Here is a 16,062-nt window from a genome sequence, read left to right as displayed (position 1 = left end):
TGAAGCGCATGGCACTGACAGTCGCGGCGGGTTGGCCGGGGCGGCCCGTCCGGCCAGGGAAAATCGTTGGTGGATGCCGGAAATTGCCGGGATGATGACGGTATGGGTGAGGCATCGCGTACGTTTGACGATCTGGTGGCCGAGGCGGCGGCCGTGTCGGTCGCGGGCTGGGACTTCTCGTGGCTGGACGGGCGCGCTACGGAGGAGCGGCCGTCCTGGGGGTATCAGCGGGCGATGAGCGGACGGCTGGCGCGGGCGTCGGCGGCGTTGGACATTCAGACGGGCGGCGGGGAAGTGCTCGCCGCAGCGGAGAAAATGCCGCCAGTGATGGTCGCCACGGAATCCTGGCCGCCGAATGTCGCCAAGGCCACCGCACTGCTGCATCCGCTTGGCGCCGTGGTGGTGGCCGATGCGGACGAGCCGCCGCTGCCGTTCGCCGATGCCGCGTTCGACCTGGTGACCAGCCGTCATCCGGTGACGGTGTGGTGGGAGGACATCGCACGCGTGCTGCGTCCGGGAGGCACGTACTTCTCCCAACAGGTCGGTCCGGCCAGTGTGTTCGAGCTGGTGGAGTATTTCCTGGGGCCGCAGCCGGAGAGCGTACGGCGTGCCCGTCACCCCGAGGACGCCCGCCGGGATGCGGAGGCGGCCGGCCTGGAGGTGGTCGATCTGCGCGCCGAGTCGCTGCGGACCGAATTCTTCGATATCGGGGCGGTTGCCTACTTTCTGCGGAAAGTGATCTGGATGGTGCCGGACTTCAGCGTGGACCGCTATCGGGAGCGGCTGCGGGAGCTGGACGAGTTGATCCGGCGGGAGGGTGCGTTCGTGGCGCAGACGACGCGGTTCCTGATCGAGGCGCGCAAACCCGTCGCGTAGCCGCCCCTGGTCGCCCCTACTGCCGTCCCGGTCGCCGCCCCGCCGATGCGACGGTCGCCCGTGCCTCCTGCTCGGAGAGCCCCGTATGGCAGGCGGCCTCGATCAGCCGGGCGGCCAGCTCCTGGGCCAGGCCGGCTTCGTGGGCGCGGCAGGCGGCCCAGAAGAGGCGGGCGTTGCGCTGGCCTTGGGGAGAGGTGCGGACGAAGCGTACGAGGGCCGAGGCGGGATGTGGGGAGCCGGCGGGCGGGGCCTCGTGGTGCGGAGGCGGGGGCGTGAGCAGGGCGAGCAGGGCGTGCGGGGCGGGGGCCGGTACGAGGGGTGCGCCGGTCGCCAGGACATAGCGGCCGCGAGCCGTCAGGGAGCCGGGGCCGACCAGATAGCCGCCGGCCCCGCGGATGTCGATGCCCGGGGCGAGGCGTCCGGCGGAGTTGGGGACGGGGGGCGACGGCGGGCCGGTGAACCAGAGATGGCGGCCGCCGCTCGGGGTGCGGACCGTCACCGTCGGCGGCAGCGGGAAGTGGTGCGCTTCGGCGAGGAAGCGGAGGGCGGTGAGGGCGTCGGCGCCGTTCTTGGTGTCGAGGTCGATGCCGATGAGGTGGTACGGCGGCAGGCCGCAGGCGATGCCGTACCCGGTGGCCCAGGGGGCCGCGGCGAACATGCGGCGGATGTCGAGCGGATCGCGGCTCGCGTCGTGGACGCCGTGCCCGATCCGGCCGCAGGCGCCGCGGCAGGGTGGCTGCTCCGGGTGGCCGCGGTGCGGGGAGCGGACGGCGGGGTGCTTGGTGCGGGTCAGCGGGATGACGGCGTAACCGCGCTCGGCGGCCTGAAGGGCGTGGGCGAGGGCGGCGGAGTGGGCGTCCGGGTGCGGGCGGGACGGTGCGTGCCGGGACGGTGCGTACCGGGAGGGGCCGGGCCCGGTGGGGAGCCCCGGAGGGGGGCCGATGTGCGGAGATCCGGCGGCAGTGCTGCGGTGCGTGCCCATGGATCTATTTTCGTATGAATGTTCGAAGAAAGGAAGGGGGTGAGGGGCGGCGGGAAGGGGGGAAATGCCAGGTCACAACGGCTTGGGTGGCCATGCGGGGGCGCTGGGGCGCGGAGATGGTTTATCCGATGTTCCTCATGCTTGCGAGGGAATCGACCCTTCATGACGGGTTCGCCGGGGATTCGGTGGGCAATCCTGAGGTCGCGACGTCGAGGCACGTGCTGGGTGGTCGGCCAACTGCCCAGTGATCGAACGGAGTTGGCGAGTGGATCGGGTCCGGTAGGTCATACGGACCGGATCCGGCAGCCGGGCCGGTCGGCCGAGTGGTCGGCCAACAGGCCGGTCGAGCAGGTCAGTTCCAGTCAGATCCAGTAGTTGTGTTCCGTAGGAGGAATAGACATGGCAAGCACCCGTACCGCCCGCGTCATCGCTGTCGCCGCCGCCCTGCCCTTCGCGGCCGTGCTCTTCAGCGGTGTGGCGCACGCCGACAACGGCGGCCTTGCGAACAACGGGTCCAGTGCGGCGGCCACGAGCCAGACCGGGACCGGCGTCGCCGGTCACAACCACGGAAACTCGACCACCGGACAGCAGGTTGCCAACGGCGCCGGCGCCTCCAACCAGAACAACACCGCGAGTGTGAACGGCTCCGGCTTCACGGACGTCGACCAGAGCAACGACACCGTCAGCTTCGGGAACAACATCGGCTGACCCCTTCCCCGCGCTCCGAGCGGGGTCTTCGCGGCCGCCCTGGGGAGCGGCGGCCGACCGGACGGTGATCCGGTGGGTGATATGTCGGGGTCGGCGCTGCAGGTGCGGGCTGCGCCGGGGGTCACTGCGCCGACCTTGACAGCGAGCGGGTTTCTGACGGACAGTCAGAAACCCGCTCGCTCGTTCGTATGCCCGGATCCCCGCGCACCGGACGTACGGCCACCAGAAGGGGAGGCCGCCGACGTGCACCTCGCCCCCACCGCGCGACAGCAGCGGTTGCGCACCGAACTCCGCGACTACTTCCGGGAACTGCTGCCCGACGGACCGCCCGGGGACACCGCCGGACAGCGCGCGGTACTCCGCCGGATCGGCGCCGACGGCCTGCTGGGCCTGGGCTGGCCGACCGCGTACGGAGGCCGGGGCCGCGGCGCCGACGAGCAGTTCGTCTTCTTCGACGAGGCCTATCGCGCGGGCGCGCCCGTATCGATGGTCACCCTCAACACCGTCGGCCCGACCCTGATGAAGTACGGAACGCAGCGGCAGAAGGACTTCTTCCTGCCGCGCATCCTCAGCGGCGAGATCGTCTTCGCGATCGGCTACACGGAGCCCGCGGCGGGCACGGATCTCGCCGCCCTGTCCACGCGTGCCGTACGGCAGGGCCCCGACTGGCTGATCGACGGCGGCAAGAGCTTCACCAGCAACGCCCACCAGGCCGACTGGATCTGGCTCGCCTGCCGCACCGACCCCGCCGCGCCCAAGCACCGGGGCATCTCGATCGTCCTGGTGCCCACCGACGCGCCGGGCTTCTCCTGGACGCCGATCGAGACCGTCGGCGGGCTGATGACCACCGCCACGTACTACGACGGCGTACGCGTCCCGGCCGGCAACCTGGTCGGCGAGGAGAACGCCGGCTGGCAGCTGATCACCCATCAGCTCAATCACGAGCGGGTCGCGCTGGCGGCGATCGGGATGCAGGCCGAGGACTCCTTCGAGGCGGCGCTGGCTCACGCGCGTACGCCGGACCCGGAGACCGGCGAGCGCCCGGCGGACCGGCCCTGGGTGCGGTCCCGGCTCGCCGAGGCGCACGCCCGGCTGGCCGCCACCCGGCTGCTGAACTGGCGGATGGTCGGTGACGTGGGCGCCGGCACGCTCGGCCCGGGGGACGCCAGCGGCGTCAAGTTCGCCGGTACGGAGAGCGCCGTCGAGGTCTACCGGATGTGCCAGGAGGTGGCCGGCGACGCCGCCCTGGTGCGGGCCGGGTCACCGGGCGCCTTCTGGGACGGCGAGCTGGAGCGGCTGAACCGTGCGGCGCAGATCAACACCTTCGGGGGCGGCGTGAGCGAGGTCCAGAGGGAGATCGTGGCGACGATGCGACTGGGGATGCGGAGGGGGCGGCGGTGAGCGGGATCCCGTACGAGCGGCTCAAGGCGTTCGAGGGGCGGACCGCGGCCGCCACCGGGGCCGGCAAGGACCCGGTCAACGAGGCGATGATCCGGCACTGGTGCGAGGCGATGGGCGACGCCCACCCCGCCTACCGGGGCCCGGACGCGATCGCCCCGCCGACCATGCTCCAGGCCTGGACGATGGGCGGGCTCTCCGGGCACACCGGCCGCTTCGCGGCACACGACGAACTGTTCGCGCTGCTGGACGGCGCCGGGTACACCTCGGTCGTCGCCACCGACTGTGAGCAGGAGTATCTGCGTCCGCTGCGGCCCGGGGACCGGATCGTCTACGACTCGGTGATCGAGTCCGTATCGGAGTGCAAGACGACGAAGCTGGGGACCGGGCACTTCGTGACGACGCGGATGGAGGTCCGGGTGGACGGGGACCCGGAACCGGTGGGGACGCATCGGTTCCGGATCCTCAAATACGCCCCGGTCCGCACCGAGGCTCCGGTCCCCGGCGACGCTCCGGCGGCACCCCCGGAGCGCCAGGAGCGCCAGGAGCCGGCGCCGCGCCGCCCCCGCCCCGTCATCAACCGGGACAACGCCGGGTTCTGGGAGGGCGTGGCGGAACACCGGCTGCTGATCCAGCGGTGCGGCGGGTGTGCGGCGCTGCGCTTCCCCTGGCTGCCCGGGTGCCGGGCCTGCGGATCGGCAAAGTGGGACACGGTGGAGGCGAGCGGTGCGGCCACCGTCTTCTCGTACGTGGTGATGCACCATCCGCCCTTCCCGGCCTTCGCCCCGCCCTATGCCGTCGCTCTGCTCGAGCTCGCCGAAGGGGTGCGGATGGTCAGCAATGTGGTCGGGGTGCCGTACGACGAGGTGCGGATCGGGATGCCGGTGCGGCTGGAATTCCTGCGGGTGGACGAGGAGTGGGAGCTGCCGGTGTTCCACGCAGGGCCGGCGAGCAACGGGCGGCAGGCAGGCAACGGGCTGACGGGGAGCGGCGGCTGATGGACTTCACCCCCACGGAGGAGCAGACCGCGGCCCAAGGGCTGGCGGCGCGGATCTTCGGCGATCTCGCCACGCACGAACGGCTTGCCGCGGCCGGCACCGGCACGGACGCCGAGCTGTGGAAGGCGCTGTGTGCGGCCGGGCTGCCGGGTGCGGTCGAGGAGACCGGGCTGCTGGGGCTCGTCCTGCTGCTGGAGGAGCAGGGGCGCACGACGGCACAGGTGCCGTTCGCCGCGAGCTGTGTGTACGGCGTGCTGGCCGTCGTCCGGCACGGTACGGACGAGCAGCGGGCGCGGCTGCTGCCCGGCCTGCGGGACGGCGGCCACGTGGCGACCGGGGCGTTTCCGGCGCACGCCGGGGTACGGGCCGAGGAGCGGCCGGGCGGGGCGGGGCGGCTGACCGGGGTGGTCCCGGTGGTGCCGTGGCTGCGCGACGCCACCCATGTCCTGGTGCCGGACGCCCGGCGGGCGCTGTGGCTCGTACGGACCGACGGGCCCGGGGTGCGGCGGGATCCGGTGGAGACCACCGCACCGTGGGCGGCGGGGCGGCTCCGCCTGGACGGGGCGCCCGGCGAGCGGCTGGGCGGGGCGGGCGGCCCCTCCGGTGCGTACGACGGCCCCTCCGGTGCGTACGCCGACGTCCTGGCCGCCGCCCGTACCGCCTTCGCCGCCCTTCAGGCCGGAGTGTGCGCGGGCTCCCTGGCCCGCGCGGTCGGCCACACCACCACCCGCGAGCAGTTCGGGCGTCCCCTCTCCACCAACCAGGGCGTGCTGCTGCGCGCCGCCGACGCCCATATGGACACCGAGGCGATCCGGGTCACCGTCTACGAGGCGGCCTGGCGGCGCGACGAGGGGCTGGACGCCGCCCCGCATGCGCTGACCGCCGCCTGGTGGGCCGGTGAGGCGGGCACCCGCGTGGTGCACGCGGGCCAGCATCTGCACGGCGGAATCGGCGCCGACGTCGACCATCCCGTCCACCGCCACTTCCTCTGGGGCCGTCAGCTGGCCGCGTATCTGGGATCTGGAGCCCAACTCCTCGAAGAACTGGGGGAGTTGCTGACCAAGGAGGGCCAGGTATGAAAGCCGGCGACAGCGGTCCGGACGTGCGGGCCGGCGACGAGCTGCCAAAGCTCACCATCCCCATCACCCGCACCCTGATCGTCGCCGGCGCCCTCGCCTCCCGCGACTACCAGGACGTGCACCACGACGCCGAGCTCGCCAGGCAGAAGGGCGCGCCGGACATCTTCATGAACATCCTCACCACCAACGGCCTGGTCGGCCGGTACATCACCGACCACTTCGGGCCCACCGCCGTGCTCCGCAAGGTGGCGATACGGCTCGGGGCACCCAACTACCCCGGAGACACCATGGTGCTGAGCGGTACGGTCACCGCCGTCGACGGCACAACGGCCCGGATACGGGTCACCGGCGCGAACGGGCTCGGCAACCACGTCACCGGCACGGTCACCGTCCACCTGGGGGCCGCCCGATGAGCCTTCGCCGCCCCGACGCCCTCTCCGGCCGCGCCGCCATCGCCGGTATCGGCGCCACCGCATTCTCCAAGGACTCCGGCCGCAGCGAACTCAAGCTCGCCGTCGAGGCCGTCCACGCCGCCCTCGACGACGCCGGGCTGGCCCTGGCTGACGTCGACGGGCTGGTCACCTTCACCATGGACACCACCCCCGAAATCACCCTGGCGCAGGCGGCCGGCATCGGCGAGCTGTCCTTCTTCTCCCGCATCCACTACGGGGGCGGTGCGGCCTGCGCCACTGTCCAGCAGGCGGCCATGGCCGTCGCCACCGGCATCGCCGAGGTCGTCGTCTGCTACCGCGCGTTCAATGAACGTTCGGGCCGCCGGTTCGGTTCCGGCGTCCAGCGGCGCGAACCGTCCGCCGAGGGCACGGCGCTCGGCTGGAACCTCCCCTTCGGCCTGCTCACCCCCGCCTCCTGGGTCGCCATGGCCGCCCAGCGCTATCTCCACACCTACGGACTGACGCCGGACGCCTTCGGCCATGTCGCCGTCACCGGCCGCCGGCATGCGGCCCGCAACCCGGCCGCCCACTTCCACGGCAGGCCCATCACGCTCGCCGACCATGCCGCCTCCCGGTGGATCGTGGAGCCGCTGCGGCTGCTGGACTGCTGCCAGGAGACGGACGGCGGCCAGGCGATCGTGGTGACCTCGCCGGAACGGGCCCGCGATCTGCGGCAACCGCCCGCGCTGATCACGGCCGCGGCGCAGGGCGCCGGCCGCGCCCAGGAACAGATGACCAGCTTCTACCGGGACGATCTGACCGGCCTGCCCGAAACGAACGTCGTCGCCCGGCAGCTGTGGCGCACCTCCGGACTCACCCCGGCCGATATCGACGTCGCGATCCTCTACGACCACTTCACGCCCTTCGTCCTGATGCAGCTGGAGGAATTCGGCTTCTGCGGACCGGGCGAGGCGGCGGATTTCGTCGCCGCGGACGCGCTGCCGCTCAACACCCACGGCGGGCAGCTCGGCGAGGCGTATCTGCACGGCATGAACGGCATCGCGGAGGCGGTGCGGCAGATCCGCGGCACCTCCGTGAACCAAGTCCCGGAGGCGGGGCGGGTGGTGGTGACGGCGGGCACCGGGGTGCCGACGTCGGGGCTGGTGCTGGGCCGGGACGGCTGACGGCCGCCGTGCGCGGGTGCCCGGGCGACGGCGGTCCCTGCCATCCCTGAGATCCCCCAGGGGAACCGGCCGCCCCGTCCCCCCTAAGGAGGTGGAGCCCGCACCGTCCGTACAACTTGAGAGGGAGGGGTCTTCGGCACCTGGGGCCGATCCCTGGACGCGGCTCCGCTTCTAGCGTGGAACACATGACCACGCCAGTGTGCAAGGGCGCTTCGACCGCCGCTGTGTTCCCGACGTTCTCGTCCTATGTACGGGCCCGGGGGCCGGTCCTGCTGCGCGCCGCGCGGTCGCTGTCCGCCAACCCGAACGACGCCGAGGACCTGCTCCAGACCGCGCTCACCAAGACCTTCGTGGCCTGGGAGCGGATCGAGGACCACCGCGCCCTGGACGGCTATGTCCGCCGCGCGCTGATCAACACCCGCACCTCCCAGTGGCGCAAGCGCAAGGTCGAGGAGTTCGCCTGCGACGAGCTCCCCGAGCCGGATCCCACGCCGGTCCCCGACCCCGCCGAGCTCCAGGGCCTGCGGGATGCGATGTGGCGCGCGGTGATGCGGCTGCCCGCCCGGCAGCGGGCCATGGTCGTGCTGCGCTATTACGAGGACCTCAGCGAGGCGCAGACCGCCGAGATCATGGAGGTCTCGGTCGGCACGGTCAAGAGCGCCGTGTCCCGTGCCCTGGCCAAGCTCCGGGAGGATCCGGAGCTGGCGATGATCGGCTAGCGGAGCGCGGCGCGCGCTCGATCCCGGCCGCCGGGAACGGCGTCCGTTTGCTGCTGCCGAGCGGACGGCGGTGGAAGCCGTGCAGGAGGACGGCGGGCCGCGGTCCACTCGCGCAGGAACACCTCCTGCTCCCGGTCGCCGCGCCCCTCGTCCAGCAGATGGTGGCGGAGCGCACCCAGATGCCCCCTGAAGGCGCGTCCGCTGTAGCAGCAGTCCAGGATGACCAGCCGGCTGACGGCCGGGCACACATGCACCAGCTCGTGCCGCAGTCGGCCGTAGTCCAGTGGTCCTGTCCGACCCCGGATCCCCCGGCGACGTCCTCGACGTGGTGCACACCGCCGCGGCCGAGGCCACGGACGCCTTCCTGGTGTACTTCGCCGGTCATGGCCTGCTGTCGCTGAGCGCAGACCTGCACCTGGGCCTGCCGGACTCGCATCCCGAACGGCACTACCACGCTGGTTCCGCTGGTTCCGTTCCCCGGCGTCCGTTCCCGGCTTATGTGCCCCGGCTCACCAGGAGTCTGCCCACGGCCTGCTCCAGTCCTGCGATGCGGTCGGCGAGGCCGGTGGCCTGGCTGCCCTCCGCATCGCGCAACAGGACCTCGATCTCGGTGAGTTGGCCGACGATCTCGGCGAGGCGGGCGGCCTCGCCGGGGCCCGTGGTGAGCAGGGCGTTCTGGTCGCGGGGGAGGTCCGTGACCGGCGGCGGCATGGGCTCGGAGGCCGCCGCGACCTCTGAGAGCACGGGAGGTTTCGGGGGCGCCGGGTGCTCCGGCGGCTTCGGTGGCAGGGGAGCCTCCGGGAGTTCTGCGGTCTCGGGGGCCGGCGGCCCGGCATGCTCCGGCGGTTCCGCGGTGGCCGTGGCCACCTCCCCCATGACCTCCTCCGAGGTCAGCAGCCGTTTCAACTGCTCTGCCTGGGCGGCCAGTTGGCGATTCTTGCGGTGCAGCTCCAGGAAGACATTGACCTTGGTGCGCAGCAGCCAGGGATCGAAGGGCTTGATGAGGAAGTCGGCCGCGCCGACCGTGTAGCCGCGGTAGGCGTAGTTGGGATCCACGGAGGCGCCGGTCAGGAGGATGACCGGGACGTCCTTGGTCTGGTCGAGGCCCTTGATGTTGGCGGCGGTCTCGAAGCCGTTCATGCCCGGCATCAGGACGTCGATGAGGACGACGGCGAACTCCTCGCGCAGCATCGCCTTCAGCGCTTCCTCGCCGGAGCGGGCGCGGACGACGTGCTGGCTGAGCGAGCCGAGGACGGCCTCGAGGGCGACGAGGTTCTCCTCCATGTCGTCGACGATGAGGATGCTCGCGGTGCTGTCGGGTGTGGCGGTCATGTGGCCTCCCCCGTCGTGTCGCCGGGCGGATCTCCGTCGGGCGGGGTGCCGCGGGTGTCGTCCGCGCCGGGTGCCGGGCCGGCGCCCGGCGAGGCTGCCGCCCCGGCGGCCGTGTCGTCCCCGCGGGGCTCGGGCCGTGCGCCCCCCGCACGGTCCTGGGGATCCAGGAGGCGGCAGATCACCGCCAGCAGCTGGTCGACGTCGACCGGCTTGGGGATGTAGTCGTCGGCCCCGCTCTCGATCGCCTTCTCGCGGTCGCCCGGCATGGCCTTCGCGGTGAGCGCGATGACCGGCAGGTCCGCGAAGCGGGGTGCATGACGGATCGCCCTGATCATCTCGTAACCATCCATTTCAGGCATCATGATGTCCATCAGGACCAGCGACACATCGGGTGTCCGGTCCAGGACCTCGAGGCCCTCGCGGCCGTTCTCCGCGTACTTCACGCTGATGCCGACCCGGCCCAGGACATGGGTGAGGGCGAAGACGTTGCGGATGTCGTCGTCGACGATGAGGATGCGGCGGTTTGCCAGCACCCGGCCGGGGCGCCCGCTGAGCCATTCGCGGAGCCGGGTGGTCTCCGGCCAGGTGACGTCCGAGCCGTCGGACCGGAAGGCGGAGTGGTCGCCCGTACGGGCCGGGGCCTGCGGGGTGTCGAAGACGTCGCCGGACAGCTCGGCGTAGATGTCGGTGTCCGGTTCGGGCGCGGGTTCGGGGCCCGCTTCGGTGCCGGTCGCGGGGGCGGCGGGCGCGGCCGTTTCGGCGCGGAGCTGGGGGACGCGTCCGGCCGGGGCGACGGGAACTTCACCGACGGTGGGCACGTTCTCACGAAGAGTGGGCGACGGTGCGGTCGTCGGGGTCGGGGGGCCGGAGAGGGGGGTGGCGCCGGTGTAGCGGGCGGGGACGTAGAGGGTGAAGGTCGAGCCGACGCCGGGCTCGCTCTCGGCGGTGATCCGGCCGCCGAGCAGGGAGGCCATGTCGCGGCTGATGGAGAGGCCGAGGCCGGTGCCGCCGTACTTGCGGTTGGTGGTGCCGTCGGACTGCTGGAACGCCTCGAAGATGCCGTCGAGTTTCTCCGCGGGGATGCCGATCCCGGTGTCCTTGACCGCGAAGGCGATGACGACATCGGCGTTGCGCAGGGACTCCTCCGTGAAGCCGGTGGCGGGGGCGCGTTCGACGCTGAGCTCGACGCCGCCGGTCGCGGTGAACTTCACGGCGTTGGAAAGGAGGTTGCGCAGGATCTGCTGGAGGCGCTGTTCGTCGGAGAACAGCTCTCGGGGGACCTGCTCGCCGACCTTGACGTCGAAGGAGAGGCCGCGGTCGACGGTGAGCGGCCGGAAGGTCGCCCGGACGTAGTCGAGGAGCTTGTCCAGGGGGAGGGCCTTGGGGTGGACGTCCATCCGGCCCGCCTCGATCTTCGACAGGTCGAGGATGTCGTTGATGAGCTGGAGGAGGTCGGAGCCCGCGCGGTGGATGGTGACCGCGAACTCCACTTCCTGTGCGGAGAGCCGGCCGTCGGGGTTGTCGGCGAGCAGGCGGGAGAGCACGAGCAGGGAATTGAGGGGGGTGCGCAGCTCGTGCGACATATTGGCCAGGAACTCGGACTTGTACTGCGAGGAGGTGGCCAGGAGTGCCGCCTTCTCCTCCAGCTCGGCGTTGGTGAGCTGGAGCTCGTCGGAGCGCTGGCGCAGCTCCGCGGTCAGCCGCTGGGATTCCGAAAGGAGCGACTCGGTACGGGAGTTGGCGATGATGGTGTTGATGGAGACGCCGATGGTGTTCACGAACTGGTCGATGAAGGCGAGGTGCACTTCGCTGAACCTGCTGAACGACGCCAGTTCGATGACGCCCAGCACCTGGTCCTCGAAGAGGACGGGCAGGATGACGATGCTCACGGGGGCCGAGGCGCCGAGGCCGGAGCTGATGGTGATGTAGTCCGGGGGGACGGCGTCGACGAGGATGCGCTTCTTCTCGATGGCGGCCTGGGTGATCAGCCCCCACCCGGGGGTGCCCATGCGGAGCCGGGGCAGCGAGTGGCGGCCTTCGGGCTGGCCGGTGCCGTAACCGGCGATCAGCTCCAGCCCTTCGCCCGGCTCGGCGCCCGCCTCGGCCAGGAAGAACGCGCCGAACTGCGCGTTCACCAGCGGTGTCAGCTCGCGCAGGATCAGATCGGCGACCTCGACCAGATCGCGGTGGCCCTGCATGAGTCCCGCGATACGGGTCAGGTTGGACTCCAGCCAGTCCTTGGCGCGGGTGGTCTCGCGCAGGTTCGCCACCATCAGGTTGACGTTGTTCTTCAGCGCGGCGACCTCGCCCTGGGCCTCCACGGAGATGGAGCCGGACATATCGCCCTGGGTGACCGCGCTGGCGACCTCGGCGATCGCCCGCACCTGCGTGGTCAGGTTCAGCGCCAGCTCGTTCACGCTGGTGGTGAGCTTCTTCCAGGTCCCGTAGACGCCCTCGACCCGGGCCTGGCCGCCCAGCTGGCCCTCGCTGCCCACCTCGCGCGCCACCCGCGTCACCTCGGAGGAGAACGACGACAGGGTGTCGACCATGGTGTTGATGGTGGTCTTGAGCTCCAGGATCTCGCCGCGCGCGTCCACGTCGATCTTCTTCGACAGGTCGCCCTTGGCCACGGCGGTGGCGACCTGGGCGATGTTGCGGACCTGGGAGGTCAGGTTGTCGGCCATCGAGTTGACGTTGTCGGTGAGGTTCTTCCAGACCCCGGAGACGCCGTGGACCTGAGCCCGGCCGCCCAGCCGGCCCTCGGTGCCGACCTCGCGGGCCACCCGGGTGACCTCGTCGGCGAACGCCCGCAGCTGCTGGACCATGGTGTTGACGGTGTCCTTGAGCTCCAGGATCTCGCCCCGGGCGTCCACGTCGATCTTCTTCGACAGGTCGCGTGCCGACCTCGCGGGCGACGCGGGTGACCTCGTCGGCGAAGGCGGAGAGCTGGTCCACCATGGTGTTGATCGTCGACTTCAGCTCCAGGATCTCGCCCTTCGGTGCCGACCTCGCGGGCGACGCGGGTGACCTCGTCGGCGAAGGCGGAGAGCTGGTCCACCATGGTGTTGATCGTCGACTTCAGCTCCAGGATCTCGCCCCGGGCGTCCACCGTGATCTTCTGGCTCAGGTCGCCGTTGGCCACCGCCGTGGTCACCTGGGCGATGTTGCGCACCTGCCAGGTCAGGTTGGACGCCATGAAGTTGACGTTGTCGGTGAGGTCCTTCCAGACCCCGGATACGCCCCTGACCTGGGCGCGGCCGCCCAGCTGGCCTTCGGTGCCGACCTCGCGGGCCACGCGGGTGACCTCGTCCGCGAACGCCCGCAGCTGGTCGACCATCGTGTTCACGGTCAGCTTCAGCTCGAGCAGCTCACCGGTGGCCTCGACCGTCACCTGCTGGGTCAGATCGCCGCGTGCCACCGCCGTGGTGACCACCGCGATGTCCCGCACCTGCGCCGTCAGCCGCGACGCCATGGTGTTGACCGCCTCGGTCACATGCAGCCAGTCACCGGAGAGGCCCTGGGCCTTGGCCCGGCCGCCCAGCCGTCCCTCGGTGCCGACCTCCCGGGCCACCCGGGTCACCTCGCCGGTGAACAGCGACAGCTGGTCCACCATGCGGTTGACTCCGCTGCCCAGGCGGCGCAGGTCGCCGCGGAGCTGGCGGTTGCCGTCGTGCAGATCGACGTGCTGGGTCAGATCGCCGTCGGCCACCGCGTCCAGCACCCGGGTGGCCTTCGAGACCGGGACGACCAGCGCCTCGAGGACCGTATTGGCCGCGTCCACATTGGTCGTCCAGCCGCCCTGGCCGGGGCTCGCCGTGATCCGTTCGTCCAGCCGGCCCTGCCGGACGATCTCGCGGCGGATGCGTTGCAGCTCACCGGCCAGATGCGCGTTACGGGCCACGATCTGGTGGAAGACCCCCGCGATATCGGCCAGCACACCGTTCTGGACGCCGTCCGCGTGGGCCGTGAAATCCCCCTCGCACAGGGCGTTCATCGCCGCCAGCAGCTGCCGCAGATCCGCCGTACGGATCTGCTGGACGTCATCCGGCACCTGCTGCGGGGCACCCGTACGCACCGCCTGCCCATCGGACGCGAGGCCGGTGCGGGCAGGGGATGGGGAAGTTCCGGAGTGCGGCGGAGAAGCAGGAGAAGCAGCGTCGGGCGGGGTCGGGTCGCGGGCCATGGCGTGCCATCCCCCCAGTGATCCAGTGATCCATTTGGGCAGATATGTCATAGTATAAAGCGCTCGCAATTACTTCTTCCCAGGCGCACCCAGGGGGCGCAGTGGGGCCGTTGTCCGCACCCGCGACGGAAGCCGTGTCCCGGAGGGGACTCCCGGCAAATCAGCTCGCGCCCGCCGGTGCCCGGAAATTCGTCCGTACGGTGCTGACCGAACGGGCCCGGCGGCGCCCGGCGACCCCCGGGTCGGCCGCCCTCACCGACCGGTTCATCGACGACGTCCTCCTCCTGGTCAGCGAACTCGTGACCAACGCCGTCATGTATGCCGGTACGGAGATCGATGTGACCTGCCGCCTGGAGCCGGGCCGGGAGCGGAACGGCGGGAAGGGGGGCGGGGAAGGCGGAGACGGCAACGGCTCGGATGAGGAAGCGGCCGATGGCCCGGACGACGGCCCCGCCACCATGGGCGTCGTAGTGGAGGTGGCCGACCGCCATCCCTCCCGGGGTGTGCACGGCGGGGTGGACGCACGCAGCGGTGAGCCCGGCTACGGCCTCCAGCTGGTGAGCGCGGTGGCCGAGTCCTGGGGCGTGACCTACCGGCAGTCCGAGAAGACGGTGTGGTTCCGCCTGGTGGCGAGGGAGGGCGAGCCCGAGGTCCCGGGCCCGCCGCCGCCCGCCCGGACGCGCGTCGCCGAGCCCCCCGTCCATGCCCCGCAGGCCCACCCGGGTGCCCTCGCCCATGCGCACGCCGCCGAATGGGCCGACCGCGGCGGACCCTCCTTTCTGGCCGAGACCAGCGACCTCCTGGCCGGGCAGCTCGACCAGGAAATGGTCACCGCGCTGGCCGCACAGCTGCTCGTCCCCCGCCTCGCCGACTGGTGTGCCATCTGGCTGAACACCGAGGGCACCGGTATGAGGCTGTCCCGGGTCTGGCATGTCGACGAGCGGCGGATCCCGCCGCTGCGCGCGGAGCTGGAGCGGGAGAACCCGTCCCTCGGCCTGCGCACCGCGGGCACCCCCTGGCCCTGGCCGGAGAGCGCGGGTGCGCAGCGCACGGGCGGCTCGGCGCTGGCGTTCCCCCTGATGACGCGGGACACCGAGCAGGGCGTCCTGCTGCTCGGCCGGGCGGGGCATCTGCAGATGACCGACACCGTCGTACGGATGGTGGAGGACGTGGCCCGGCGGGTCGCCCAGGCCGTGTTCACCGCCCGCCAGTACACCCGCCAGACCACCATCAGCCAGGCACTGCAGCGCCGCCAGCTGCCCACGTCGCTGGCCAGTATCGAGGGCGTCGACACGGCCATCGTCTACGAGCCGCACGGCGAGGGGCTGACCGTGGGCGGCGACTTCTACGACATCTTCCCGACGGGCGAGCACCGCTGGTGCTTCCTGCTCGGCGACGTCCAGGGCAAGGACCCGGAGGCGATGTCGGTCACCGGGCTCGCCCGTCATCTGGTACGGCTGCTGGCCCGCGAGGGGCACGGCGTCGAGTCGGTGCTCGGCAAGCTGAACGTCGCGATGGCGGAGGACAGCGCCGAGGCCGTGGAACTCAGCGGCGAACAGGCCAGCTCCCGCTTTCTGAGCCTGCTCTACGGTGAGCTCGAGGTCGACCCCGGTATGTCCGGCGCCCACTGCACGGTCGCCACCGCCGGCCATCCGCCGCCCCTGCACCTCTTCGCCGACGGCGCGGTCGAGCCCGCCTCCGAACCCCAGATGCTCCTCGGCATCGACGAGGGCACGGAATTCCAGGCCAGCGCCTTCGACCTCGCCCCCGGCGAAAGCCTGCTCTGTGTCACCGACGGCGTCACCGAACGCCGCTGCGGCAACTGGCAGCTGGACGACAACGACGGCCTCGCCGGAATCCTCCGGGACGGAATGGGGCTGGGCGCCAAGGCGCTCGCGGAGCACGTACGGCGCGCGGCGCACGACTTCGGTACGGGGCCGGTGGAAGACGATCTGTCGGTGCTGGTGCTGCAGGCGGTCCGCAACGGCCGGCCGGGGTGATCCGCTCCCTCGCCGTCAACTCTCGGGCTGAGCAGGGTGTTTCACGTGAAACACGCCCTGCGCTCGGCGAGCGTGTGGCCCGTGTCTGCTCCGATCCGACACGTCGTCAGGAGGGCGGGACGGTGCTACGGGTTCGCTTGTGCCACACACCCGTACCGGGCTACGAGGCGCGCGCCCAGATATATCCCCCCGCCCACCACCCCCGCCCACC

The 16,062-nt window shown here is 71.6% G+C and carries 13 protein-coding genes and 1 pseudogene; 9 read left to right on the top strand and 5 right to left on the bottom strand.

The annotated features are described in order from the left end of the window. Positions 1-102: 102 nt before the first annotated feature. Positions 103-876: a class I SAM-dependent methyltransferase gene (locus tag ADL29_RS25080; protein ID WP_053925861.1), complete on the top strand. Its 774-nt coding sequence runs from the start codon at positions 103-105 to the stop codon at positions 874-876. A gap of 16 nt (positions 877-892) precedes the next feature. Here the strand turns inward: ADL29_RS25080 and ADL29_RS25075 are convergent, their stop codons facing one another. Further along, the gene (locus ADL29_RS25075; protein ID WP_053925860.1) at positions 893-1,858 is read right to left on the bottom strand and encodes a bifunctional DNA primase/polymerase; all 966 of its coding nucleotides are present in this window, start codon (positions 1,856-1,858) and stop codon (positions 893-895) included. 399 nt (positions 1,859-2,257) lie between these two features. On the opposite strand from ADL29_RS25075, the gene ADL29_RS25070 reads away from it, so the two are divergent. From ADL29_RS25070 to ADL29_RS25040, 7 genes are all read left to right on the top strand, one after another. Next, positions 2,258-2,566: a hypothetical protein gene (locus ADL29_RS25070; RefSeq protein WP_053925859.1), complete on the top strand. Its 309-nt coding sequence runs from the start codon at positions 2,258-2,260 to the stop codon at positions 2,564-2,566. Positions 2,567-2,809: 243 nt separating this feature from the next. Further along, positions 2,810-3,967 (top strand): acyl-CoA dehydrogenase family protein, encoded by a 1,158-nt coding sequence (locus tag ADL29_RS25065; protein WP_053925858.1) that lies wholly within the window; start codon positions 2,810-2,812, stop codon positions 3,965-3,967. Further along, on the top strand, positions 3,964-4,962 hold the full coding sequence (locus ADL29_RS25060) for a bifunctional MaoC family dehydratase N-terminal/OB-fold nucleic acid binding domain-containing protein (protein WP_053925857.1): 999 nt from the start codon (positions 3,964-3,966) through the stop codon (positions 4,960-4,962). Before ADL29_RS25065 ends, ADL29_RS25060 begins: the two co-directional genes overlap by 4 nt. Continuing rightward, positions 4,962-6,041: an acyl-CoA dehydrogenase family protein gene (locus tag ADL29_RS25055; protein ID WP_053925856.1), complete on the top strand. Its 1,080-nt coding sequence runs from the start codon at positions 4,962-4,964 to the stop codon at positions 6,039-6,041. Before ADL29_RS25060 ends, ADL29_RS25055 begins: the two co-directional genes overlap by 1 nt. Before the next feature lie 23 nt (positions 6,042-6,064). Continuing rightward, entirely contained in the window at positions 6,065-6,454 is a 390-nt protein-coding gene (locus ADL29_RS25050; RefSeq protein WP_211274387.1) for a MaoC family dehydratase, read from the top strand. Further along, the gene (locus ADL29_RS25045) at positions 6,451-7,617 is read left to right on the top strand and encodes a lipid-transfer protein (RefSeq protein WP_053925854.1); all 1,167 of its coding nucleotides are present in this window, start codon (positions 6,451-6,453) and stop codon (positions 7,615-7,617) included. The genes ADL29_RS25050 and ADL29_RS25045 overlap by 4 nt, the downstream gene beginning before the upstream one ends. Before the next feature lie 185 nt (positions 7,618-7,802). Then, positions 7,803-8,336 (top strand): SigE family RNA polymerase sigma factor, encoded by a 534-nt coding sequence (locus ADL29_RS25040; protein ID WP_053925853.1) that lies wholly within the window; start codon positions 7,803-7,805, stop codon positions 8,334-8,336. Here the strand turns inward: ADL29_RS25040 and ADL29_RS25035 are convergent. The 4 genes and pseudogenes from ADL29_RS25035 to ADL29_RS46680 form a co-directional block, all read right to left on the bottom strand. Then, the gene (locus ADL29_RS25035) at positions 8,333-8,590 is read right to left on the bottom strand and encodes a hypothetical protein (protein ID WP_053925852.1); all 258 of its coding nucleotides are present in this window, start codon (positions 8,588-8,590) and stop codon (positions 8,333-8,335) included. The two genes, ADL29_RS25040 and ADL29_RS25035, sit on opposite strands and share 4 nt — an antisense overlap. Before the next feature lie 241 nt (positions 8,591-8,831). Next, positions 8,832-9,668, bottom strand: coding sequence for a response regulator (locus ADL29_RS25030; protein WP_053925851.1), 837 nt, complete (start codon positions 9,666-9,668; stop codon positions 8,832-8,834). Then, positions 9,665-12,541: an ATP-binding protein gene (locus ADL29_RS25025; RefSeq protein WP_425424279.1), complete on the bottom strand. Its 2,877-nt coding sequence runs from the start codon at positions 12,539-12,541 to the stop codon at positions 9,665-9,667. The genes ADL29_RS25030 and ADL29_RS25025 overlap by 4 nt, the downstream gene beginning before the upstream one ends. 230 nt (positions 12,542-12,771) lie before the next feature. Further along, positions 12,772-13,662: pseudogene (locus ADL29_RS46680) on the bottom strand (HAMP domain-containing protein); the annotation flags it as partial. Positions 13,663-13,985: 323 nt separating this feature from the next. On the opposite strand from ADL29_RS46680, the gene ADL29_RS25020 reads away from it, so the two are divergent. Then, positions 13,986-15,851 (top strand): SpoIIE family protein phosphatase, encoded by a 1,866-nt coding sequence (locus ADL29_RS25020; RefSeq protein WP_078971267.1) that lies wholly within the window; start codon positions 13,986-13,988, stop codon positions 15,849-15,851. Positions 15,852-16,062: the final 211 nt, after the last annotated feature.

Source organism: Streptomyces chattanoogensis (assembly GCF_001294335.1).
GTDB lineage: Bacteria > Actinomycetota > Actinomycetes > Streptomycetales > Streptomycetaceae > Streptomyces > Streptomyces chattanoogensis.
Note: the sequence above shows the minus strand (reverse complement) of the source record. Positions and strands in the feature narration are given on the sequence as shown.

Bases quoted from the DNA above. Each gene is read 5' to 3' on its own strand.
- ADL29_RS25080 (WP_053925861.1), top strand. From the start codon at position 103: ATGGGTGAGGCATCGCGTACGTTTGACGATCTGGTGGCCGAGGCGGCG.
- ADL29_RS25075 (WP_053925860.1), bottom strand. From the start codon at position 1,858: ATGGGCACGCACCGCAGCACTGCCGCCGGATCTCCGCACATCGGCCCC.
- ADL29_RS25030 (WP_053925851.1), bottom strand. From the start codon at position 9,668: ATGACCGCCACACCCGACAGCACCGCGAGCATCCTCATCGTCGACGAC.
- ADL29_RS25055 (WP_053925856.1), top strand. From the start codon at position 4,962: ATGGACTTCACCCCCACGGAGGAGCAGACCGCGGCCCAAGGGCTGGCG.
- ADL29_RS25045 (WP_053925854.1), top strand. From the start codon at position 6,451: ATGAGCCTTCGCCGCCCCGACGCCCTCTCCGGCCGCGCCGCCATCGCC.
- ADL29_RS25040 (WP_053925853.1), top strand. From the start codon at position 7,803: ATGACCACGCCAGTGTGCAAGGGCGCTTCGACCGCCGCTGTGTTCCCG.
- ADL29_RS25070 (WP_053925859.1), top strand. From the start codon at position 2,258: ATGGCAAGCACCCGTACCGCCCGCGTCATCGCTGTCGCCGCCGCCCTG.